Genomic DNA, 22,843 nt, shown 5'->3' with positions numbered 1-22,843 from the left:
AGCCACACTAACTTCCGACACCGGCGGTGTCGCACTGAAAGCGTGAAGGGAGTATTCCCTCATCTCTCCTTCCCAGAAAAAACTTATTTTTTGTCGTCACGTTGTCACGCAGGAGGCGAATATGCTGATAAAGAGGAGCTTATGCGCGTGACAACAACTTTTTTGTTGTCACACCGTTGTCACGCGTCGTCACGCCTGCAATAAATACATTATCAAGCGGTTATGCTCAAAGTGTGACAACGTGACGATGTGACAAAAAAAAAACAACTTACAGAGAAGAGGCTTCCTCCTTGCGTTTAGAAATACAATAAGGGCGTCGGCTGACGCAATAAGGATGTGAACTGACAGCCTTATTGTATCTTCAAACGCAATAAGGATATTCACGCTTACCTCTATGACAGGCTTGCGCAGACTCCTTTCTTGAGGCCTCTGCATAGAGGCAGTGATGGACAGCCCTATTCTCCGTCTAAGAGTTGTTGCAAATCTTCGAGATTTTCTACCACGGAAAGCAATTCTTGAGGGCGATCGCGAAGCATTCCTTTATGATGGAGGTCTGCCAAAAGGTCCAACAGAGAGTTCCAAAAGCCATGAGGGTTATAGAGTACTACGGGTTTGCTGGGATAGCCTATGGAGGCCATGGAAAGAGCCGTGAAAACCTCATCGAGTGTGCCCACGCCGCCAGGGAGAGCCAAGAGGATGTCGCTTTTCTCAATGATGATACTCTTTCTGTCGGCTAAATCCACCGTTCGGATGGTGACATCCAGCGTTTCGCTCACTAAATTCCTATTGACCACTATCTCAGGAACAATGCCAAAGATGCGCCCGCCATTTTGCTTTGTGGCCTGTGCCAATTCCTCCATGAGGCCTTTCTTCGCACCGCCATAAATGAGGGTGCGGCGGGTTCTACCAATCCATTCCCCCACTTCGCGCACGGCTTGGTGGCAAATGTCATCGACCTGACTATTGGCCGAGAGAAACACGCCTATTTTTTCGTAGTTCATCATTCAGAATATAGCGTTTCGGTTATAGCTGCACAAACTTCTTCCAGCATCTCGCCTTCGGCAGGTGTGAAGGCGTTGAGTTCTTTACTATCGATGTCAAGCACGCCGACTACTTCGCCCTTGGCATTGCGCAGCGGAACGACGATTTCCGACCGCGAAAGACTGCTACAAGCTATGTGACCGGGGAAGGCCTCCACATCGGGCACAATCAGGGTCTTTGCCTGCTCCCACGCCGTACCGCAAACGCCACGCCCATGGCGGATGCGATAGCAGGCCACAGGACCTTGGAAAGGACCTAAGCGGAGTTCGCCCTCGCGCACCAAATAAAAACCTACCCAGAAATAGCCCATCGAATCGTGCAATTCAGCGGCGACATTGGCCAACACGCTCATTTCTTCCTTTTCGCCCGAAATGAGAGCACGCACTGCACTGATGACATCATTGTATTTTTGTTCCATACTTTCTTTTTATTGCTTTGAACCGAACGTGGGTTCAAAGCATTGATACAATAAGTGCGAAGTTAGTGAAAGCTAAGAAAACGAACGTTCTCCCCTCTCACTAACTTCGCACCTTTAAGCAATTTTCGGTCGGCGCCCTTTTGTTTATCGACAAGCAGCGATGACCTCAATCTCCACCAATCCGCCTTTCGGTAGTGTCTTAACAGCCACAGCACTGCGGGCAGGAGCTGGTGCAGTGAAGTATTCTGCATAGATCTCGTTCATAGCTGCGAAATCGCTCATATCGGCTAAGAATACCGTGGTCTTAACAACATCGGCAAGGGTCAGTCCAGCTTCGGCCAAGATACTTTTCACATTTTCCAAACTTTGGCGTGTCAGTTCGCGAATGCCGCCTTCGGCAAAATTGCCCGTAGCAGGATCGATGGGCAACTGCCCGCTGATGAATAAGAAACCATTGGCAGCGATGGCTTGGCTATAAGGGCCGATGGCTGCAGGAGCTTTGGGGGATGTAATCTGGGTTTTCATAAAGAAAGAATTTAAGAGGTCTCGCCGCAGAACAGAGTTCTGCAACGAGACCTATGATGATTATTTTAGATAGTCGTCGAAATAGCGCGTGATACGTTCGTGGAGATGAATCATATCCTTACCCATCATGTTGTGGCCTTGACCGGGATAAGTGAAAAAGTCGGGCTGTGTTCCAGCATCTTCACAAGCGCGGAGGAACGCGAGGGAGTGCTGCGGCACGCAAACAGGGTCGTTGTAGCCAATGATAATCTGAAGGCGACCTTTGAGGTTCTTAGCCTTGTTGAGCAAGCTTGCTTCTTTGTAGCCCTCAGGGTTGTTTTCAGGCGTTCCCATATAGCGCTCGCCATACATTGCTTCGTAGTATTTCCAGTCGATGACAGGGCCGCCGGCAACAGCCACCTTGAACACATCTGGATAAGAGCAGATGAGGTTTGTCGTCATAAATCCACCGAAGCTCCAACCGTGCACGCCCATGCGATTAGCATCAACATAGGGCAACGACTTGAGGAAATCAACACCTTTAATTTGATCCTTCATTTCTTCTGTGCCAAGATGGTGCCATGTAGCTGTTTCGAAAGCAAAACCGCGCTCTGAAGAGCCACGATTATCGAGCACGAAGAGCAGATAACCTTTCTGAGCCATATAGATTTCCCACGGACGAGCGGTATAGTTCCAAGATTCTTCCACATTGCGCACGCCAGGACCACCATAGACATAAACCACAGTGGGATACTTCTTCGTTGGGTCAAAACCTACGGGCTTCACCATGCGATAATAGAGGTCGGTAGTGCCATCGGCAGCCTTGATAGAGCCTCCCGAAATTTCGGGCACGTTATACTCCTTCCAGGGCGTATCATCAGTGTGGAATTTCTTTATCTTCTGCCCCGTGGTGGAGAGAAGGTCGTATTCACGGAATGTTTTGGGTGAACTCCAACGGTCTATAAGATATTGACCATCGGGAGAAAGCGTGGCGTTGTGTACGCCCACACCGTTGTCCAGCAAAGTGCGCTTGCCCGTTTCGATGTTCACACTGTAATAGTTGTGACGAATGGGTGACGACTCAGTAGATTTGATGATAACGCTCTTTGTCTTCACGTTGAAACCAGCCAGATTGAGTACTACCCAGTTGCCTTGCGTGAGCTGCTTAATTTGACGGCCGTTTGTATCGAAGAGATAGAGATGGTTGTAACCGTCTTTTTCGCTTTGGTAGATAAACTTGCTATTGTCCCAAGGTAGGAAGGTGATGCCGTGCATCGGATGAACGTATTTCTCGTTCGTCTCCGTATAGAGCACACCCTTGCGAGCACCTGTCTGCACGTCATAAGCCACGAGTTCTGCCTTGTCCTGAGTACGCGGCATCTCGATGAGATAAATCGTTTTCTCGTCGGGAGCCCAACTCGGATTGGTGAAATAGCGATCAGTGGGGTCTCCTGCTTGCAGATAAACAGTCTTATCCGTAGCGGGATTAAAGATACCAATGGTCACTTTATGACTGGTCATACCAGCCATGGGGTACTTTTCAGGATCATACGCTGCTATACGTTGCGAAATGTCCACCTGCGGATAGTCGGCCACCATACTTTGATCCATACGCGTGAAAGCCAGGAGTTTTCCGCTGGGACTGAAGAATGTCCCCTTGGAATAACCGAATTCATCGCGGTGTACGCTCGTACCGTAGAGCAACTCTCGCGAACCGTCAGTGCTAACAGTATGCAGGCGACCGTCGGCAGTGCGGAGGTAGAGGTTATAACCTTTTGTGTAGGCTTCGCTGCGAGATGCCGCGTTGAACTCTACATGACCGATACCACGCTCGCGGGGTGCTTGCCAAACAATCTTTTTCTTCTTCCAGTTGTAGAGGAAATTCGTGTCGGAAGTACGGAGCAACACTTCTGTTTTATTGCCATCGGGGAAGGAGGCATTATAGGCCGAGATTCCTTTTCCCTTTGTTGCATCGGAAATGAGGGATTCTATTTCGGCCGTCGTAAAGAGCGGCTTTGCTGCGCCGTACAAACGAGCCGATTCCGCATCGAGCTCTACGAGTTGGTTACCCCACCAGCCCGTGTAGATATTGCGGGGCATGATGTTCCAGTAGTTCTCGCCGCCCCACATAAGATCGTCGAGCGTAAAACTTTTCTTGTTTTGAGCTTGCATACTCATGGTGCAAAGTAGCGCTAAGGCCACGAGCCCCATGCGCTTCATTTTGTTCAATATTGTTATCATAGTCATTGGGGTTATTTCCCTGCTAATCACTCTCTTTTAGCTGCTGGAGAATATTCCTAAGGAGGAACACAACATTCTCTTTCGGCTAAAAGAAAAACAGAGGATGCGGAAAGGCACATAGGCTTTGTCCGTCAACAGACAGCATGCTATGATTTTCCGTATCCTCCGTTTTCAGTATATCTTTAAGTTAAGTAGGCGTCAGAAAAGAACGCCTACATCATTCCTTTATATATAGTCTTAATATCACTTCTTATCTGTCGCCATGCGAATGACGATCGAAGTTCTTACGGCCGCCGAAGCTCTTGCCTCCTTTGCCTTTGGGGCGATCTCCTTGTTCGTTGTGGTCGTTGAAGCGTCCGCCTTTGCGCTCGCCGAAGTTGTTGCGCTCGCCGAACTTGCCACCTTTGCGCTCGCCAAAGTTGCGGCGCGGGCGATCGTTTTCTCCGTCTTCTCCGCGGTGTTTGCGGCCGTAGACACGTTCAAATTCGCGGTGCTTGTTACGCAACTGCATAAACTCGCGGTCTTCTTCGGTCTGTTCGCGGCTGTCGTCATCGAAACGGCGGTGGAAATCCTCGCGGAACTGGCGTCCTTTTCGGCGCTCAGCATTGCGTTGGCGATCCTCCGAGGTTTTTAGTTCTCCGCCGGCAGCGCGGAAGTTTTCGATTTTCCCGTCAAACATTTGATATTTGCGAAACTCGCAATCCAGCGAACCGTTGTAGAGCTGAATCTTCGTACTGGGACGCAATCCGATACTATCGAAAAGTTCCTGTTTGCTACTGATAATCCACGCTTCGTTACCTTTGAACTCATGCTTGAGGCGTTCGCCGATGGCTTTGTACAGTCCTAAAATATCGGCCGGTTGCAAACGCTCACCATAAGGCGGGTTGGTCACAATGATGGCTTTATTCTCCGGTTGGGTAAACTTACGGAAGTCCTGCTGGGAGAACTCTACCACATCGCTCACACCAGCTTGTTTGGCATTGGCCATAGCCCCTTCGAGAGTAGGACGATTGATGTCGTAGGCGTAAATCTTATGGTTGAATTCACGTTCAGCCGAGTCGTCGTTATATATACGATCGAGCAAATCGCGGTCAAAGTCTTTCCATTTCTCGAAGCCGAAACTCTTACGGAAGATACCGGGATAGATATTGCGCGCCATGAGAGCGGCTTCGATAGCTATAGTGCCCGAACCGCAGAAAGGGTCGATCAGGTCGCTTTCCATATCCCATCCACTCAATTTAATGAGACCGGCAGCCAACACTTCATTGATCGGAGCATCACAAGAAGCCACACGATAGCCACGCAGGTGAAGACTCTCGCCGCTCGCATCGAGCGAGAGCGTACATTGGTCTTCAGCGATGTGCATATTCAGCTTGATGTCGGGATTTGTCACACTAATGTTCGGACGTTTTCCCTCTTTCTCGCGAAAATAGTCCACAATGGCGTCCTTCACCTTATAAGCAACAAACTTGGAGTTGCGGAACTCCTGAGAATAGACCACCGAATCGACGGCAAAAGTAGTGTTCAAATCGAGATAGTTAGCCCATTCGATGGACTTCACGGCCTCGTAGACAGCTTCTGCATCGAGAGCCTTGAAATGCTTGATAGGTTTGAGCACTCGGATAGCTGTGCGAAGGCAGAAGTTTGCTCGATAGAGCATTTCCTTGTTTCCAGAAAACGACACCATACGACGACCAATCTGTATGTCGTTAGCACCGAGTTCGGTGAGTTCTTGAGCCAATACTTCTTCCAGTCCTTGAAAGGTTTTGGCAATGAGTTCGAATTCTTCCATAAAGTCAGCCTCGCTGTTGGAGGTTAGAAGCGTAAGTGTATGTATTTTATTGATTGAAAAAACTTTTTTATTGCGCTCAGATATAAAGAGCCATCGAATCAGGTGCCGACGTACCGCGCGTTTGCTTCATCACAGCGCCCGGTTCCACATCGTGCGTTATCCAGAGGTTACCGCCAATCACAGCCCCTTTGCCGATACGTATCCGCCCCAGTATGGTGGCGTTGGAATACACAATTACATCGTCTTCCAACACAGGGTGGCGGGCCACATTCTTGATAGGATTTCCTTCTTCGTCGAGCTTAAAACTCCGTGCGCCCAGCGTGACTCCTTGATAAAGTTTCACATGCGAGCCAATGATACAAGTAGCACCGATGACAACACCCGTACCGTGGTCGATGGTGAAATAGCGGCCAATCTGCGCGGCGGGATGAATATCAATGCCTGTCTCGGAATGGGCAAGTTCTGTCATGATGCGCGGAATGAGTGGCACATTCAAAACCTCCAATTCATGGGCGATGCGGTAGATAGTGAGTGCTTTTACGGCTGGATAACAACTGATTACTTCGCCCCAGTTCTGCGCGGCGGGGTCGCCAAGATAGGCGGCCTCAACATCAGTGGCCAACACATCGCGCACCTCGGGGAGGCGCAGCACAACGCGCTGAGCAATATCGCGCGCGTGTTCGTGGAGGTCGCCATCGCAACAATCATGGTGCGTGCGGTCTGAACAGAAACAAAGACCTGCTTCAATTTGTTCGACAAGCAGATTATAGAGTCGCTCCATATCCACGCCAATGCCATATTTCACCGTATCGCGATTGATCGTTGAACGACCGTAATAACCAGGAAAAAGCACACCTCGGCAGAGGTCTATGATTTCCTGAAGAGCGGGAGTACTGGGAAGCGGATCGCCATGCCGATGCTGATGAAAGAGACCTTTCATCTGACCCACATCTGCAAGGCGCGCCACAGTTTGCTGAAACTGTTCAGTAAAATTATCCAATGTAGATTTGATCGTAGTTAATTAAACTATTGCAAAGATAATGAAATTTTGAATCTCGAAAGATATAGAAACAAAAAAGCTGAACCTCATTGAGATTCAGCCTTGTTTATCTTATGTGCGTAAGTTGCTTATGCCAATGCATTCACGTGTTTAGCAATGCCACTCTTAAGGTTGGCAGCTTTTTTCTTGTGAATAATGTTACGCTTAGCAAGCTTGTCCAGCATCTTCTGTACTTTCGGCAGAAGTTCTGTAGCAGCTGCTTTATCCGTCGTAGCGCGAAGCTTGCGAACAGCATTACGCATTGTCTTAGCGTAATAGCGGTTGTGCAATCTGCGAGTCGCCGTCTGACGAATTCTCTTAACAGATGATTTGTGGTTTGCCATTTTTATATTATTCTTTTAATTGTAGCCTATAGCAGAGTCGAACTGCTCTTTAGAGAATGAAAATCTCTCGTCCTAACCGATAGACGAATAGGCCTGCCTTGCAACGTTTGCCTTTCAAGCGCTCCCGACTGTTGTCGAATGCCCCGCGGCTTAATTGCGAGTGCAAAAGTAGGGCAAAGTTTTGAAACCACCAAACATTTCTCCTACTTTTTTCAAAATTTTTCTTTCTCCCATCCTTTTACACTCTTTTTCGCTACTCTTACCTAACAGTTTCTTTGTATTTTTGTCTCGAAAACAGAAAAGGACCTGTCCGCAGCTCTCATTGCTCAACGCTCAAACTTAACGGACCTACCAGACCGCTCTGAGAATCTCTCTCCTTAGCAAAGTGGCCCTCTCAATAATCTCACACTCCCTTCCTCTATGCATGCCATCGTACTCAATACTATCAAATATTCCGATAAAGACCTCATCGTTGAACTGCTCACGGAAAAGGACGGTTGCCTTTCCTTTATGCAACGCATCAATACTTCCAAACGGGCAAAGATTCGGACGGCGTGGTTTCAGCCGCTGACACGGCTCGATGTGGACTATGACGACCGACCCACACACAAGCTAAAACGCCTCACGGCTGCACAACCGCTGCCGCTGCTGACTATCCCCTACGAGCCGGCAAAGACGACAATGGCGCTTTTCTTAGCCGAATTTCTCCGCGTCACTATGCGGAGCGAACCGGCATCGCCACTGCTTTTCGAGTATGTTTGGAACAGCATAGAATGGTTGGACACTTGCCGAGAGTCGTTTGCTAACTTCCACCTTGTTTTCCTACTCCACTTGGCGCGCTTCTTTGGTTTCGAACCCAATCTGGAGGCGCCGTCACCCAACTGCTACTTCGACCTCGAGAGCGGAACATTCACAACGGTGCGCCCGCTGCATCCCAACGTGCTCTTGCCCGAAGAGGCGCAACTGCTACCTACGTTGATGCGCATGAATCTGGCTACGATGCACCTCTTCAAACTTTCGGGCGAACAACGCTCGCAGTTGCTCCGCTTCATGAATAATTACTACAAACTGCACATCCCTAACTTTGCCGAACTCAAATCGCTGAAAGTTTTGCAGGAGGTATTTGCGTAGATCTTCTTCCTGCTCCTTCTTCCGTGTCACTATTCTTGACAGTGACAGTTGCGCAAGGAGATGTTAAAGAGTCTTTCTTCTTCTCCGCTTCCCTGCTTTTCTTCACCATCCGAAGCCGCCTATCGCTGCTTTTGTGGGAGAAAATCCTGAAAAAGTGGGCTTCTGATACTGATTCCCTCCTTCTTAGTCGTCATTTTCCTTATTCCGTCAGTTGGCTTCCTTATTGTGTCGGCCGACAGCCTTATTGCGTTGGAGAATATCCTTATAGGAATCATGCCTATACCCTGCAAAACCTCCTTTTTCCTTATTCTGCTCATTTTTTTATTCTGCGCTTTCTTCCACCGAAAGGCTTCGCGCTGGATTTCGCGCGACTCTCAGGGCTGTAGAATGAGAGTTTCCTTGACAAAGTAGGAGGAAACGCTTCTTCTGAAAATGTTGCCCACGAATGGGCACAAAGCAGGCGAAAGTTTCACGAAGACAGAAGACGATAGGTCTATTTGTCCCTAAAATTTGCATATTAAAGGCATCGTCTGTAACTTTGGCAACAAGAAATATAACTCCTAAAAATCAGCTAACTACAAACACACTATGACACAGCTCAAAACATGGGGTCTGCTTCTGGCTCTTGCCATGAGCCTCACGGCCTCGGCTCGAAAAGTAAAAATAAATGTGCAACAACCCGGTACGCTGGAACAGCAACTGCCGCCTAAAGTTCGCAAGTCGCTCACAGAGCTAACGCTCCGCGGCTCGCTCAATGGTGCCGATTGGCATTTTCTCCGCTCGCTGATGGGTATCAGTCGCGATACAACTGCCGTGGACGGAAAACTTCAGCGATTGGATCTCAGCGAAGCCACGTTGCATAAAAGTACTGAAACATTTCTCTTCAATTATCAGATTAAGGCCGACTCCATCCTGCCGCAATGGGCTTTTTACCGCTGCAAGGTGGGAGAAGTTATCCTTCCGCGCACACTCCATTTGATCGATTCCAATGCTTTCCGCGAAGCCCGCATTCGCCGCGTAGTCCTACCCGAAAAAGTATCTATCAATGAAGATGCCTTTGCCGATTGTTCGGATTTGGAGGACATCTGTTTTCCGAAAACATTGGGTAGCTTGTCTTCAAACGCCATCGTAGGTTGCGAAAAACTACAAACAGTGCGAATGAACAGCGTCCTCTTCATCAGCGGCGGTGGCTCTATCCGAGATTGTAGCAACTTGCGCAAAATTGAAATCAATGGCACATTGGGACATATAGATGGTTGGCAAACTTTCTCACAGCTTCCCAAACTCACGGAGATTGTCTTCAACGGCCCTGTGCTTTCTACAGGAGGGAGCAAAGAATGGTTGAGCCAATGCCCCGCACTTCAGCAAATCACCTTCAACGGCCCTGTACTTTCAACAGCCTTCGCGAGTATTGCTGATCTCCCCAACTTTCACAACTATGTTTCTCACCCCAACCAAGTGTTTTTAAGCAACTCGGAATGGGTGAAAGGAATCCCCGAACAAGGACCTTATACAGAAGAAACTTTCAAGGCTTTCCGACAATTGCAGCAGAGCTTTGAGGCCTTCCCCGACTTTCGCTGCGAATATCAAGCTTTTGTTACATCCGCCATCTTGAAGAACTTACTTACTGTCTCTGCTATCCTACACGACAAAGCAGGACTATTGAAATATGGACAACTCATCTTAGAAAGCAGTCCGAGGAAACTATATAGTCTCCTTTGCGATAGTATCTTTAACGATTTTGCAGGCCAGCCAGACTTTGACGCCCTAAAAGAAAAGTCACGGCTATTTGGCGACTACATTTATATTCTCAAGACTTCTCCACAATACGAACGTTCGGGACAGACGCAACAGGCCTTTACCTATGCGTTCGACTCTCCCATTCTAAAAAAGGTGCGCGAAGAACTCAAGCTGGACAGTATCGCTGGCAACGGAGATGAGATCAGTCGCATCAAGCGCGTGATGTATTGGCTCCACGATGCTATCCCGCACGATGGTTCGTCCAGTTGGCCACAATGCAAGTATAACGCGCTCGACCTTTTTCGCCACGCCCAGAAGAACAAGCGCGGATACAACTGCCGGTTTCTGGCAGAAATGCTAACCGACTGCTATCTGGCTCTTGGCTACCCTGCTCGCTTCATCACGTGCGAAAGTAAAGAAATAGGAGATCCCGATTGCCATGTCATAGTAATGGTATGGAGCAAGACTCTCAATAAGTGGGTTTGGATGGATCCCAGCTTTGCCGCTTATGTGACGGACGAAAACGGCACATTGCTCCATCCTGGCGAAGTGCGCGAACGGCTCATTGATGGCCGCCCGCTGGTGCTCAATCCGGATGCAAATTGGAATCACAAGTCGAAACGAACCAAGGAAGAATACATTGATAGGTATATGGCCAAGAACCTTTATACCATTCAGTCGCACCTCACCAATCGGCCAGAGATTGAGAATGAAGAAAATTCCTACCAAGACGTGATCACCCTCGTAGGAAAAGGTGTCACCTACAAAGGAGGTGGCCGCACCACTTCCGATGACCAATATTTCTGGCAAGCCCCAAAATTGCCGTAACAAGTACTATAATAATTAAGAAAAGAGAGAATGTTGAGCTTCCCTCCTCTATATTAACTGAGTTGTATATAAGGAACAATCATTATAGAATTAATTTCGCACATTACGCCTCGTAAGCTTTTAGTTTTCCACATAAATTTCTTATTACTTATGAAGAAAAGAACCATACTCCTAACTTTATCAAGTTTATTCTTGAGTACCCTTACATTGGCACAGACAGAAATCTCTGTCGTAAATAACACAAAACAACACTTACTACCAACTACCTCCTACCTGTTGGAGTACAATTCAGAAAAAGCTAACACACTGATAACACTACCCTACTTTGAAACTTTCGATAGTCAGGATGCAGCAGAATCCTACACAATCATAGATGGCAACAAAGACAACAATAGTTGGACTTTCACCAATGGAATGGCAGAATATATGGAAGATATGTTCAACGACAACAGTGGCGATGATTGGTTGATAACTCCACCATTTAAACTTGAAGCAGGAAAGAATTATGAATTTTCTTTGAAGGCCAAAGCTTTCGATAATGAAACTCCCGAATGCTTCGAATCTTTCCTAGGCACAGATACTACCGTAGCATCAATGATCATTCCTCTATTCCAGAAGACTACAGTTGCAAGCAGCAACTTTAACACCTACACTCAAACCATCAAAGTTCCGACAACTGGCACTTATCGATTGGGGATTCATTGCATCAGCGAGCCCGACAAAATGACGCTCAACATAGATGACATTTCTATTAAAGAAGGAGCTAGTGACAGTGCGCCAAAAGAAGTTTCCTCTCTTACAGCCACTGCTGCTGAAGGTGGAGATTTGCGTTCCTTTATCTCCTTTAAGGCTCCGACTACAACCACAGCAGGAACACCTCTCACAAAACTGGATTCTATAACAGTCGTGAGAGGACAGAATCACCTCGTGAGTCGTCTAACCAACGTTGCTCCAGGAGCTTCATATAGTATCACTGACGAACACCCAGAAAATGGTATAAACACCTATACAGTCATAGCTTACAACGCATTTGGAGCTGGACTCTCTGCAAACACAACAGTTTTTATAGGCGTTGATATTCCCCTTGCACCCGAACAAGCAAAGGCTGAAAACGTCGGTAACGATACGCATTTATCCTGGACTATCAGCAACAAGGGATGGAACGGAGAATATGTCAATCCAGACTCCGTCAAATACACCATTTATGAAACTTCAGATGGTATCAACCGTACATTAATAGCTGAAAATCATAAAGGGACAGAACTCAATATTCCTCTCACTAATGCTGCAGGGAAACAAAAGCAGGTTGCTTATCAGATTTATCCCATGACAATCGCAGGGAAAGGGCAGAAGGCCAACACCAACACAATCATTATTGGCAAGGCCTATGAACTACCTTTCAAAGAATCTCTTCCTAATCAAAAGACAGAAAACAGCTATTGGGCTGCAGATGTATCGAGTAAGAAAGTAAAAATACTTGCATCCAACGATGCACAAGACAACGATGGAGGGACTTTCTACTTGTACTCTACCATCCCCAACGATACTCTTTCTCTCCAAAGTGGAAAAATTTCCTTGTCAGATGCACAAGTGCCCACACTGTCTTTTTACTATAAAGGAGATATCGGTAAGGGGGCAAAACTTTCTATAGGAATTGGTAGAAACGGAATACTAACACAGATTTTAAAAGAAGTGTCGTTCACAACTATCGACTGGCAGCAGGCAATAGTAGACCTGACTAGCCTCAAGAATGAAGATTATATTCAATTATTCTTCAATATAAACTTCGGAGTAGGTGCAGCAAAAGTTTTCCTTGATAATATTCGTATAGAAAAGAACGGTTCAGCCACAGGTATTTCAACTGTCTCTCCCACAACTGATGCTTCACAGCCTATTTTTAATATCAGCGGTGTTAGAGTCTTTCCTTCCGAGGCTCAACATGGCATATATATAATAGGAGGAAAGAAAATATATAGATAACATATAGTTATTTCTCCTCTGTATACAGACAACTATACTTATATTTCAACTCTGAACATATATAAAAGACGATTCACAAAGGCTTATAAAGTAATCTTTGTGAGTCGTCTTCTTGGAAAGTTAGATTTCCTATTTCATTATAAATGGGAAAACTTTTTCCGTAATCTTATTCTTTTTATCTTCCTTTTTCCTTAGAATGTCACGCGAAACATTCCGCGTATGCCCCATTTGCGCTTGGTGGGGAGATTCTCCGTATACGTGACACGGCGAACATATTCGATGTGGAAAATCTTGAAAATATTGTGAATACCAGCCACAAGTTCCACATAGGGCTTTTTCTTATCCATCGCGCGGGAGAGATAACGGAATGAGCCGTCGGCTTGGAACTCGCCAGGGAAATAAAAGAGGCGCGCATCGGCAGCATTCTTGGCAAGTAACGGATTATTCTTGTCGGTCAAATCGCCCCAAAGAACGTTGCAGCCAAAGCTTTCGCGCCATTTGAGTTTTTTGAGCAATGGAATGCGATTAAAGAGCTTTCCGTTGAGATCCCAAGAGGCGAAAAGCGAAGCATAACGGTCGTTGAGGAATTCCATATTGTCGATCAAACTAAACATCTCGTCCTGCGAGATATAAGAGAGATTGGCAGCGGGCATAATGAGCAAGGGATAAGGCACTTTATTCCATTGAACGCCCGCTGAAAGGCGCGTGTCGATTTTCCCCCACGAATGGAGCCAAAAGCGTTTGTAGATGCTGGCTTCCGTGAAATTGTAAGCGTAATCTCCTCCGAGGAGATTCTTAAAGCCCATGGTGTGGCTGATGCTAAAGATGGGGAAATCGAGACTGGGCGCATAGCGACGTTGCTTAGTATTGACCCATTTGGCACCTGGACTGTAGATAAAACTCAGCGTAGCATCGAGCGTGGTGAGTTTCTTCTGCCAATTCCCACCCAAAGAGGGCGCAGTAGCACCATTGAGGGGCTGATAGAAAAGTGCGGCCGTGGGCTCGTCCACCTCGTGGCGAAGCTGCACTTTGAAGCGCAGGTTGTTCTCCCACTCCCGATCGAAGGCCAGCGTCCAGCGGCTGAAGTACATCATGTGGTTCACCTTCGTCCATTTGAAGGAGGTGAAAACGTTGTCCTTATCTGTGGGCAAGAATTTATCTGAGGGCGACATCACGTCGTTCGTGTAGTTGAGCGACAGGTTGCTCACAGGAAACTCTCGCGGCAGGTAGGCCTTGGGTAGGAAGCTATAAGTGACCTCTCCAGAGCCCATAATGCGACGGTCCTTAAAGCCGTAAGCTGCATAGCCTTTCAGAAAGAGGTGCTTATTGAGGAAAGCCGTGGTTTGGGCTGATCCGCGGAGGCGGAAACCATTGACAAAGTTCTGGCTAAAAATGGTATTGATAGGGCCAATATCTACTTTTGAACCTTTCTTTGGGTCGGTGGTGGTTTCCACAAAGTTTTCGATAAACGCCTTTGCCACCCACAACACGGGCTTAAAGCCTTTGACCTGGCTCAACTGCGTGACGAGTTGCTCCATCTTCCCCTCCGATTCCGTGAGCGGGTCGCTGCGGTATTTGTCCCAAAAGGCATCATCCTGCATCAAGGCATCGGCGGCCAACTGCGTGTCGCCACGAAACTTAAAAGTCTTTTCGGGAATTGGTTCAAAGGAGAAATTGCTGTACTCTGTCAGACGCTTCACCATGAACTTCTGGAAGAAGTTTACAACTTTTAGTTCAACGAGCATATCATCTCGAACGAGGACTTGCTCCCCTGTGGGCAACTGTTGGAACTGCTGAATGATGCGCATGTTCTCTACGTAGTTGACATCGCTGCGACCAGGAATACCCAGGTCGCACTTGACGACGCGGTAAGAGGAGTCGGTGGCAATGAAGAGGGAGCCGCTGAAGCCGAAGTCCTGCGGATTGTTCGGCGTGAAGTTGACGTGAATGGTTTTGACAGAGTCTACCATCACTGTATCTACTAAAAAATAGCGGTAGAAAGAGATGGCCGTCTTTGAAGATATGGGACTGGTGAACGGATACTGGAGCAAACGGACGTCGTCTTCATAGATATTCACATCGGTGAAGCAGTCCTGAATGACAGTAGTAAAAATGTCGCCAGTATAAAAGAGATCGTTCAACCCCGTTGAGCGTTTGCCTTTGATTATCGTCTTGTCGGAACGCGGCGATTGCCGGAAGATTTCTTGCGACACCGTTTCGTCGACATTGATGGGCAAGATGAGTTTGCCGGTTTCATTATTGGTTTCGATATGGTCTTTGAGAAAAGGAAACTTCTTGAACTTCCCTTCTTGAAGGACCTTATCTGTGACATCGTTGAAAGCAAAGATGGTTTTTGAATACTTATCGATGCTGTAGAATGGATGCCGCTTGAGGTCGTTCTGCTTCTTGGCAGCGATGACTTTCCGCATGAGCTCAACGGCTGGATTATTCTTGCGGTTGTAGCGCTGCTTTGTTCCTGTCACCGTAGCCTCTCCAAGCATTCCATCTTCCCGCGCTTCAAGCTTCACATCAAGAGTCTCGCCCGCTTTCACCTTCAGAACGCGCGTTTTGTAGCCCACCATGGAGAACGTGAGCTTGTTACCACTGTGCGCCACAGAGTAATGGCCGTTGAAGTTTGTTTGCGTTCCGTGGTTTTTATCGAAATAGACATTGACAAACGGGAGCTTTTCGCCCGTCTGTGCATCCGTAACTGTACCACTGATAGTCTGAGCCACAGCGGTCAGTACTAAAAACATCAGGAGGAGAAAGGTAGAGAATCTTTTCAACTTACTATACGTTTATAAAAGAAAGATAGCATTTGACGAACCACGGTTGCTCAGCAACATCTTTAATGCTGTTGGCCCTTGGTGCGCCAAATGCTAAGGTCACATTAGGAAAAATATCGTGTCGTTACTCTCGCAAACGAACACATCGAAGCTGTCTTCGACCACGAGGGAAAAAAGACAGGACTAATCTATTTCTTCGTCGGCTTCATATCCACCCATTTCGCGGATGGCGTTCTTTAGCATGACATACTGCTGGAAGAGATGATTGATAGGTACTTCATTCTGCGTGTAGTCGTGCATGGGGCTCTTGAGGAAGAAGCTCAAGAAACGTTGTGTGCCAAAGCGGCCAGCGCGCGCAGCGGCATCGGAGAGTAACACGAGGTCGAGAACCAGCGGCGCAGCCAGGATGGAGTCGCGGCAAAGGAAGTTGATTTTGATTTGCATAGGGTAGCCCATCCAGCCAAAGATATCTATATTATCCCAGCCTTCCTTGTTGTCGTTGCGCGGTGGGTAGTAGTTGATGCGCACCTTATGATAGTAGTCAGTATAAAGGTCGGGCTGCTCTTCTGGTACGAGGATACTCTCCAGCGTAGAGAGTTTGCTGACTTCCTTGGTGTGGAAGTTGGCAGGTTCATCAAGGACAAGACCGTCGCGATTACCCAAAATGTTGGTAGAGAACCAGCCACTCAAGCCCAAGCAACGTGTGCCGATGATTGGAGCAAAACCTGATTTCACGAGGGTCTGACCTGTTTTGAAGTCTTTACCTGCAATCGGCATCTTTGTTTGTTCGGCCAATTCCCACATAGCAGGAATATCCACCGTAGTATTGGGCGCGCCCATGATAAAGGGACACTGTTCGGCCAGAGCTGCATAAGCGTAGCACATTGAAGGGGCTATGCGCTGGCGGTCGTCGGCTTTCATCGCAGTTTCGAGAGCTGCCAGCGTGCCGTGAACGGCTGTATCCACGGGCACATATATTTCAGTGGAGGCGGCCCATATCACAACGACACGGTTGCAACCTGTGCGCGCTTTGAAGTCGCGGATGTCTTGGCGCAAAGCTTCAACCATTTCCCAGCGAGTGCTGCAACCTTTCACATTTGTTCCATCCAGACGACTGGCGAAGTTGCGATCGAACGCAGCTTTGAGGGGAACAATGGCCTTGAGCTCTTCTGCCACTGGTTCTATGTCGCGTTCGTTCAACACTTGTGCATGAAGGGCCGATTCGTAAGCATTTTCGGGATATACATCCCAACTGCCAAAAACGAGATCGTCAAGACTTGCCAACGATATGATATCGGAATAGTGGAGGTATTTCTTATTCTCTCCTCGACCCACACGAATCTTGTCGTATTGCGTCATTGAACCAACGGGCTTTGCTAGGCCTTTGCGCGCCATCAGGACGCCCGTCATAAAAGTTGTGGTTACGGCACCGAGACCGACAACCATTACGCCTAATTTTCCTTCTGCTGGTTTCATATATAAGACTTATTTTAGAAATGACTGTATAGGTGACGTGTGACAATACATATATCACACGCTGTATAACGAAACCACAAAAGTAACAAAAGTTTCTATATACATTCCCATACCTCTTTTTTTTAGCACATTTTGGGAAAGAAAGAACAGAGTTCTACCCAAAAAGAACAATCTATCTGGGGGATAGCGAAGAAAAGGCGGTTTTCACGCGCGAGTCTCCCGTATGGCCAACGCCTTATTTTCGGCAGCTTCCATGATTTCGCGCTCACCCAGTCCTTTATCGTTGATGCCACAAAGATGAAGAATACCGTGGATGATAACACGATTGAGCTCTTGCTCATAAGGGAGTCCCAACTGCTCGGCATTCGTACGAACTGTGTCGAGAGATATGAAAAGGTCGCCACTGATCACGTCGTCTTCGTCGTAATCAAAGGTAATTATGTCTGTATAATAATCGTGCTGGAGATACTGACGATTAACCCTTAGGATTTCTTCATCATCGCAAAAGATATAGGCCACATCGCCCACCTTGCGCCCATAAGAAGCCGCCACGCGTTTGACCCATGCCGAATTGTCACGGCGGCGAATCTTCGGCATCGCAACGTTGATTGTATTGTATGTTATCATTGTTCAAAATATATACGTTCTCAAAACAAACTCTGCTCCTGCGGCCCACCCGTATAGATGGAACGGCCCAAATGCTGATAGGCTTGTTCGGTCACTTCGCGCCCACGAGGGGTGCGGTGGATAAAGCCTTCCTTGATGAGGAAAGGTTCGTAGACTTCCTCCACCGTTCCGGCATCTTCGCCAATGGCTGTGGCTATCGTGCTGATACCCACAGGGCCACCCTTGAACTTATCAATGATGGTGAGGAGTATCTTATTATCGATCTCATCCAAGCCGTATTTGTCGATATTTAGGGCTTCGAGGGAGAACTTAGCAATGTCCAAATCTATGCGCCCATTACCCTTCACTTGCGCAAAGTCGCGCACGCGACGCAAAAGAGCGTTGGCAATTCGCGGCGTTCCACGACTGCGCCCAGCTATTTCTTCAGCTGCTTCGGCTGTGATGGGGACATTGAGGATAGAAGAGGAACGCTCTATGATACGCTGCAATGTCTCGCTGTCGTAGTATTCAAAATGGAGGTTGATACCAAAACGGGCGCGCAAGGGAGCTGTCAAAAGACCACTACGCGTGGTGGCACCAATGAGAGTGAAAGGATTGAGGTCTATCTGAATACTGCGAGCTGCCGGACCTCGATCTATCATAATATCTATGCGATAGTCCTCCATGGCGGAATAGAGATATTCCTCCACTACAGGTTGCAGACGATGGATTTCATCGATAAAAAGCACGTCGTTAGGCTCTAAACTGGTGAGCAAACCTGCCAAATCACCGGGTTTATCGAGGACGGGGCCACTGGTGAGCTTGAAACCCACGCCCAACTCGTTGGCAATGATATTGGCGAGCGTTGTTTTTCCCAATCCGGGAGGGCCGTGCAACAGAGAATGGTCGAGAGGTTCGCCGCGGTACTTTGCCGCCTCAACGAAAACCCGCAGATTCTCCACCACCTTTTGCTGACCGCTGAAATCATCAAACTGTAGTGGGCGCAGGGCTTTCTCAAACTCTCGCTCCGAGGATGTCGGGGCCATCTGCTCCGACCTGATGTCAAATGTATCTTGTCCCATTATGCCGCAAAGGTACGAAATTCTTATGATAATCAGTTTTATTCAACCAGCACAAAAGAATGGGCAGAAATAGGAGAAGCAGAACCAGCTCCATGGCGTGTATGCTCCACTTTTCATCTGAACTAAAAATCAGAAAACGGTAGCTATCCATCACCACTTTAAGGGGAAATACGCCTCATAACACTTTGATTTTAAACACAATAAAGGAGTCCAAAAATATCCTTATTGCGTTTGAAAATACAATAAGGCTGTCAGCTGACATCCTTATTGCGTCAGCTGACACAATAAGGATATTTACGAACGGCTCTGTTCAAGTTTATCTGCCTGAGAAGCCACTAATTCAGCATAGTATCCTCTTCGTTGCATCAACTCTTTATGCGTGCCTATTTCTGCAATCTCTCCTTGATGCATCACCACAATCTGACCAGCATGACGAATGGTGCTTAGGCGGTGTGCGATTATTAAGGCCACCCACATACACCATCTCGTTGGCATACGTTCAATGATGTCTTGTACTTCTTCGCTACGGTTAGGCATAGAGCTTTTATCTATTCTACACTAAGGGGTTTCCCTTAGTGTAGGTAGAAGTGAATTAGATATTATATTTAAGCGGAAACGCCTTTATAGGATGTATTCAGTCCTTGCTAAACCTTAATGTAGGCCTCTTGTTTTTCTCGATGGGTCGCAACTCTTTGGGAGCAAGATATAATTAGTATACATTTAATGAGCACCCCTCTCATGAATAAGTGTTACATCAGATCTTTCACGAACACAAACTCGCGGCCTTGGGCGCAGGAGTCGCGCTTAAGGGTGGGGATGAGCTTGAAGTCGTAGTAGAAGAGGCCATCGAAGTGCCAGTTGTGTGAGATGTCGAGCGACTGGAGATTGTTCTGCCAGCTCGTCGCATTGACCCTCAAGTATCTCAGGACGTTGTGCGAGACGTTCAGATGCTGCAACCTCAAGGGATAGAGGAGGCTGAAGATCTTGTTGTGAGAAATGTCCAAGGTTGTGAGCCGAGGGAAGATCTCGTTGTGGAACCGCACCTCCGCCTCCTTCTCCTTCGCCCCAATCTGATTGTACGAGAGGTCTAAGACCACGACGTCTTCGGGGAATTGCAGTTCGGCAATCTCTTGCAGCGCATTGTGCGAAAGGTCGAGGGTATCGATGGTGTACATCGAGAGGTTGGGCATCTTCGTGAGCCTGCTATGAGAGAGGTCGCAGTGGCGCACATGCGTTCCTGCCGGGAGCTGATAGAGGGCTTGAAGGCCCTTCACGCGGTCTACATCTGTGGGCGTGGTGCTGCCCGAAGCGAGAGACGTGGAGCATGCCATGGCAATGCCCACGCAGAAGCTCATAAAGCCGAGGAGTCGTTTCTTAATCATTGCGTGCACATCTTTCGGTGATACCTAATTGTTTGGCCAAAGCCATTCCTGCTTCTACGTCGTAAATCCAGCCCTTGCTCGATCCCACAGCGTCGTGCGCAATGTCTTTGAGGTGTTTGGGCCGATAGCTCTTGCCGAAGCAGAGGATTCGGGCGGAGAGGTTGGGATTGCCCCTGACGTCCAAGTATTTCCACGCTGTAGGGGCGAGCAGAAAAGGGCCGTGACCACCGCCCCAAGGCACGATGTCCACGATGTGGCGCAACTGGTTGTTGGATAAGTCCACCGTGTCCATATTTGCGATGATGGGCACAAAGAGCGTCAGTGCATTGTTGGCCAGCGAGAGGGTGCGCAGTTGGGGCGTGAAGATAGCGTCCCAGTAGAGGGTGTCAGCCAGTTGGTTGTGGGAGAAGTTGAGACGCTCAACGCCATGTGGCAGGCGGCGGAAAGCCACCTCCTTGATTTGATTGTGAGAGAGGTTGAGGTTTTTGATGTCGTACATCGAGAGGTGTGGTACCTCCGTGAGACCGTCGTTGGAGAGGTCGACATAGTCGATCTGACTGCCCCAAGGCTTTTCGTAGAGGGCTTTGAGTTTGGGATGTTGTTCGCTCACGGTCGTGCTACTCAGCCCCAAACACAGGGTCGCGAGAGCGAGGGCGGGAAGAAAGTGTTTCATAAATAAAAAATTAGTATAGTACTCCCTATTGGTTCATGGCATTGTTAAACACACCTTGGTTGTACTTCTTTATGTATTCATGCTCTCTGTCATCAAACGTTTCCTTTTCTGTTTTAGACCATTCCCCATTTTTTCTATAAACCCCAATTCGGTTTAAGGTCACCTCTTTTTTTACTCAGCTTATAGTCCATAACGATTCTTTCGACCTTGTCAGCTCCTTTTTCGGCTTACAAAAAAGGGATTATACTTGGAATGAATTTATTGCGGAAGTGTCACGCGGAAGAGTGGACTGTCGGTGTGATCTTGCTTAATAAATTCTTTCATTTTCTTCACCACTTCGGGGTGAGCAGCAGCCACGTCGTGGTCTTCATGCAAATCGTTGGCAAGGTCATAGAGATGCACTTCGCCGCGATTGACAACCATCTTCCAGTTGCCCATGCGCACACCGAGCATATTGGTTTCGTGGAATTCCCAATAGAGATGGTCGTGCTCTTTCTGTGTTCCCTTGCCTGTCAGCGTGGGATAGATGGAAATACCATCAAACCAATCGTTTTTCAGACGTGGGTTGCGATAGCGTTGCTCGTAGTTCTCGATGCCTGCCAAGTCGCAGAATGTTGCCATCAAGTCGTAGAAGGCAAACTGGTGGTCGTTGACGACACCGGCTCTCACTTGTCCCGGCCAGCTAACGATGAAGGGGATGCGGATACCGCCTTCGTAGGTGCTACGCTTCAAGCCGCGGAGTTTTGCATCACGATTGAAGAAAGTGGGGTCTGCCCCGCCCTCCTCGTGAGGACCATTGTCGGAGGTGAAGATCACAACGGTGTTTTCCGCCAGGCCTTTTTCTTCGAGTTTCTTCATGATTTCGCCCACCTGCATATCCAGACGACTGATCATGGCAGCAAACTGCGCGTGAGCAATGTTCGTCGGATTGTAGCGCGAACCTTTGTCGCCACCATACTGACGCTCTGCGCAGAAATGTCCCTTATAGGCTTCGAGGATGGAGTCCTCGGGCTGAATCAGCTCAGCGTGTGGAAGCGTATAGGTAAAGATTCCCAAGAAGGGTTTGTCCTTGCTCTGCTTGTCGAGCCAGTTGAGGGCGTGCTGATGAATAAGGTCGGAAGAATACTGCTGGCGGTTGGTATAGTCGTCGCCAAACATGGCGTGCTGGATGTTCTGATCCAAAACAACGCGTTTCACGGCCTTGTCGCCCGCCGAACGGCTGTAGGAATTGAGGAAGTTGGGATAGTAGAGATGCGCTTGAAACTGGCAGATGTAGCCATAAAACTCATCGATGCCGCGTTTATCGGGCGTAGAAACAGAACCTTCATAGCCGCCAGCCCACTTACCGAACATACCCGTGGTGTAGCCATTGTCTTTGAAGATTTCGGGAATGATAACGTGGGCGGTGTCGTAAGGTTCTTGACCAACAAGGGCATAGTCGGTGTTGTTACCATACTTCATGGTGTTGTTGTTGGACCAATATTCTTTGTTGCCTCTCACGTGGGTGTGTCCCGTATGCTGACCCGTCATGAAACTGGCGCGGGAGGGAGCTGAAACGGGGCTACCAGCGTAGGCCTGCGTGAAGCGCATTCCTTGCTGGGCAAGGCGATCGATATTGGGAGTAGAAATGAGCTGCTGACCGTAGCAACTTAAGTCGCCATAACCCATGTCGTCGCACATGATATAAATGATGTTGGGGCGCTGCTGTGCTCCTGCGGCCAAAGCGGCCAATGTGGATGCGCCAAAGAGGAGATATCGTGGTTGCATTGTATGTTGGTTT

The 22,843-nt window shown here is 48.0% G+C and carries 18 protein-coding genes; 3 read left to right on the top strand and 15 right to left on the bottom strand.

The window, feature by feature from the left end; translation table 11 throughout:
* Window positions 1–455: 455 nt before the first annotated feature.
* The 7 genes from ACO4R2_RS07085 to rpsT all read right to left on the bottom strand — a co-directional run bounded on the left by ACO4R2_RS07085 (window position 456) and on the right by rpsT (window position 7,379).
* On the bottom strand, window positions 456–1,004 hold the full coding sequence (locus ACO4R2_RS07085) for an LOG family protein (protein WP_484769711.1): 549 nt from the start codon (window positions 1,002–1,004) through the stop codon (window positions 456–458).
* Window positions 1,001–1,459: a GAF domain-containing protein gene (locus ACO4R2_RS07080; protein ID WP_484769710.1), complete on the bottom strand. Its 459-nt coding sequence runs from the start codon at window positions 1,457–1,459 to the stop codon at window positions 1,001–1,003. The genes ACO4R2_RS07085 and ACO4R2_RS07080 overlap by 4 nt, the downstream gene beginning before the upstream one ends.
* Before the next feature lie 144 nt (window positions 1,460–1,603).
* A complete protein-coding gene (locus tag ACO4R2_RS07075) occupies window positions 1,604–1,984 on the bottom strand; it encodes a RidA family protein (RefSeq protein WP_484769709.1) in 381 nt (126 codons plus the stop codon).
* A gap of 60 nt (window positions 1,985–2,044) precedes the next feature.
* The gene (locus ACO4R2_RS07070) at window positions 2,045–4,204 is read right to left on the bottom strand and encodes a S9 family peptidase (protein ID WP_484769708.1); all 2,160 of its coding nucleotides are present in this window, start codon (window positions 4,202–4,204) and stop codon (window positions 2,045–2,047) included.
* Between the two features lie 250 nt (window positions 4,205–4,454).
* Entirely contained in the window at window positions 4,455–5,996 is a 1,542-nt protein-coding gene (locus tag ACO4R2_RS07065; protein ID WP_484769707.1) for a THUMP domain-containing class I SAM-dependent RNA methyltransferase, read from the bottom strand.
* A 76-nt stretch (window positions 5,997–6,072) separates the two neighbouring features.
* Entirely contained in the window at window positions 6,073–6,936 is an 864-nt protein-coding gene (locus ACO4R2_RS07060; RefSeq protein WP_347719629.1) for a serine O-acetyltransferase, read from the bottom strand.
* 188 nt (window positions 6,937–7,124) lie between these two features.
* On the bottom strand, window positions 7,125–7,379 hold the full coding sequence (gene rpsT, locus ACO4R2_RS07055; RefSeq protein WP_009347704.1) for a 30S ribosomal protein S20: 255 nt from the start codon (window positions 7,377–7,379) through the stop codon (window positions 7,125–7,127).
* A 420-nt stretch (window positions 7,380–7,799) separates the two neighbouring features.
* Between rpsT and recO the strand changes: the two genes are divergently transcribed.
* From recO to ACO4R2_RS07040, 3 genes are all read left to right on the top strand, one after another.
* Window positions 7,800–8,510: a DNA repair protein RecO gene (gene recO / locus ACO4R2_RS07050; protein WP_484769706.1), complete on the top strand. Its 711-nt coding sequence runs from the start codon at window positions 7,800–7,802 to the stop codon at window positions 8,508–8,510.
* A 588-nt stretch (window positions 8,511–9,098) separates the two neighbouring features.
* Entirely contained in the window at window positions 9,099–11,078 is a 1,980-nt protein-coding gene (locus ACO4R2_RS07045; protein WP_484769705.1) for a leucine-rich repeat protein, read from the top strand.
* A gap of 150 nt (window positions 11,079–11,228) precedes the next feature.
* The gene (locus tag ACO4R2_RS07040) at window positions 11,229–13,058 is read left to right on the top strand and encodes a choice-of-anchor J domain-containing protein (protein WP_484769704.1); all 1,830 of its coding nucleotides are present in this window, start codon (window positions 11,229–11,231) and stop codon (window positions 13,056–13,058) included.
* A gap of 191 nt (window positions 13,059–13,249) precedes the next feature.
* Here ACO4R2_RS07040 and ACO4R2_RS07035 read toward each other — a convergent pair whose 3' ends face one another.
* The 8 genes from ACO4R2_RS07035 to ACO4R2_RS07000 form a co-directional block, all read right to left on the bottom strand.
* Window positions 13,250–15,814: a DUF5686 and carboxypeptidase-like regulatory domain-containing protein gene (locus tag ACO4R2_RS07035; protein ID WP_484769717.1), complete on the bottom strand. Its 2,565-nt coding sequence runs from the start codon at window positions 15,812–15,814 to the stop codon at window positions 13,250–13,252.
* Window positions 15,815–16,027: 213 nt separating this feature from the next.
* Window positions 16,028–17,320: an inositol-3-phosphate synthase gene (locus ACO4R2_RS07030; RefSeq protein WP_484769703.1), complete on the bottom strand. Its 1,293-nt coding sequence runs from the start codon at window positions 17,318–17,320 to the stop codon at window positions 16,028–16,030.
* Window positions 17,321–17,524: 204 nt separating this feature from the next.
* Window positions 17,525–17,947: an rRNA maturation RNase YbeY gene (gene ybeY, locus ACO4R2_RS07025; protein ID WP_484769702.1), complete on the bottom strand. Its 423-nt coding sequence runs from the start codon at window positions 17,945–17,947 to the stop codon at window positions 17,525–17,527.
* 20 nt (window positions 17,948–17,967) lie between these two features.
* Window positions 17,968–19,008, bottom strand: a complete 1,041-nt coding sequence (ruvB, locus tag ACO4R2_RS07020) for a Holliday junction branch migration DNA helicase RuvB (RefSeq protein ID WP_484769701.1) — start codon at window positions 19,006–19,008, stop codon at window positions 17,968–17,970.
* Between the two features lie 294 nt (window positions 19,009–19,302).
* Window positions 19,303–19,545 carry a hypothetical protein gene (locus ACO4R2_RS07015; RefSeq protein ID WP_484769700.1) on the bottom strand — a complete coding sequence of 81 codons (243 nt, stop codon included), beginning with the start codon at window positions 19,543–19,545 and terminating at the stop codon, window positions 19,303–19,305.
* Between the two features lie 212 nt (window positions 19,546–19,757).
* Window positions 19,758–20,390: a leucine-rich repeat domain-containing protein gene (locus ACO4R2_RS07010; protein WP_484769699.1), complete on the bottom strand. Its 633-nt coding sequence runs from the start codon at window positions 20,388–20,390 to the stop codon at window positions 19,758–19,760.
* Window positions 20,383–21,063 (bottom strand): hypothetical protein, encoded by a 681-nt coding sequence (locus ACO4R2_RS07005; protein WP_484769698.1) that lies wholly within the window; start codon window positions 21,061–21,063, stop codon window positions 20,383–20,385. Before ACO4R2_RS07005 ends, ACO4R2_RS07010 begins: the two co-directional genes overlap by 8 nt.
* A 258-nt stretch (window positions 21,064–21,321) precedes the next feature.
* Window positions 21,322–22,830: an arylsulfatase gene (locus ACO4R2_RS07000; protein WP_484769697.1), complete on the bottom strand. Its 1,509-nt coding sequence runs from the start codon at window positions 22,828–22,830 to the stop codon at window positions 21,322–21,324.
* Window positions 22,831–22,843 lie beyond the last annotated feature (13 nt).

Source organism: Alloprevotella sp., assembly GCF_057240785.1.
This window is presented reverse-complemented; position numbering and strand designations above follow the sequence as displayed.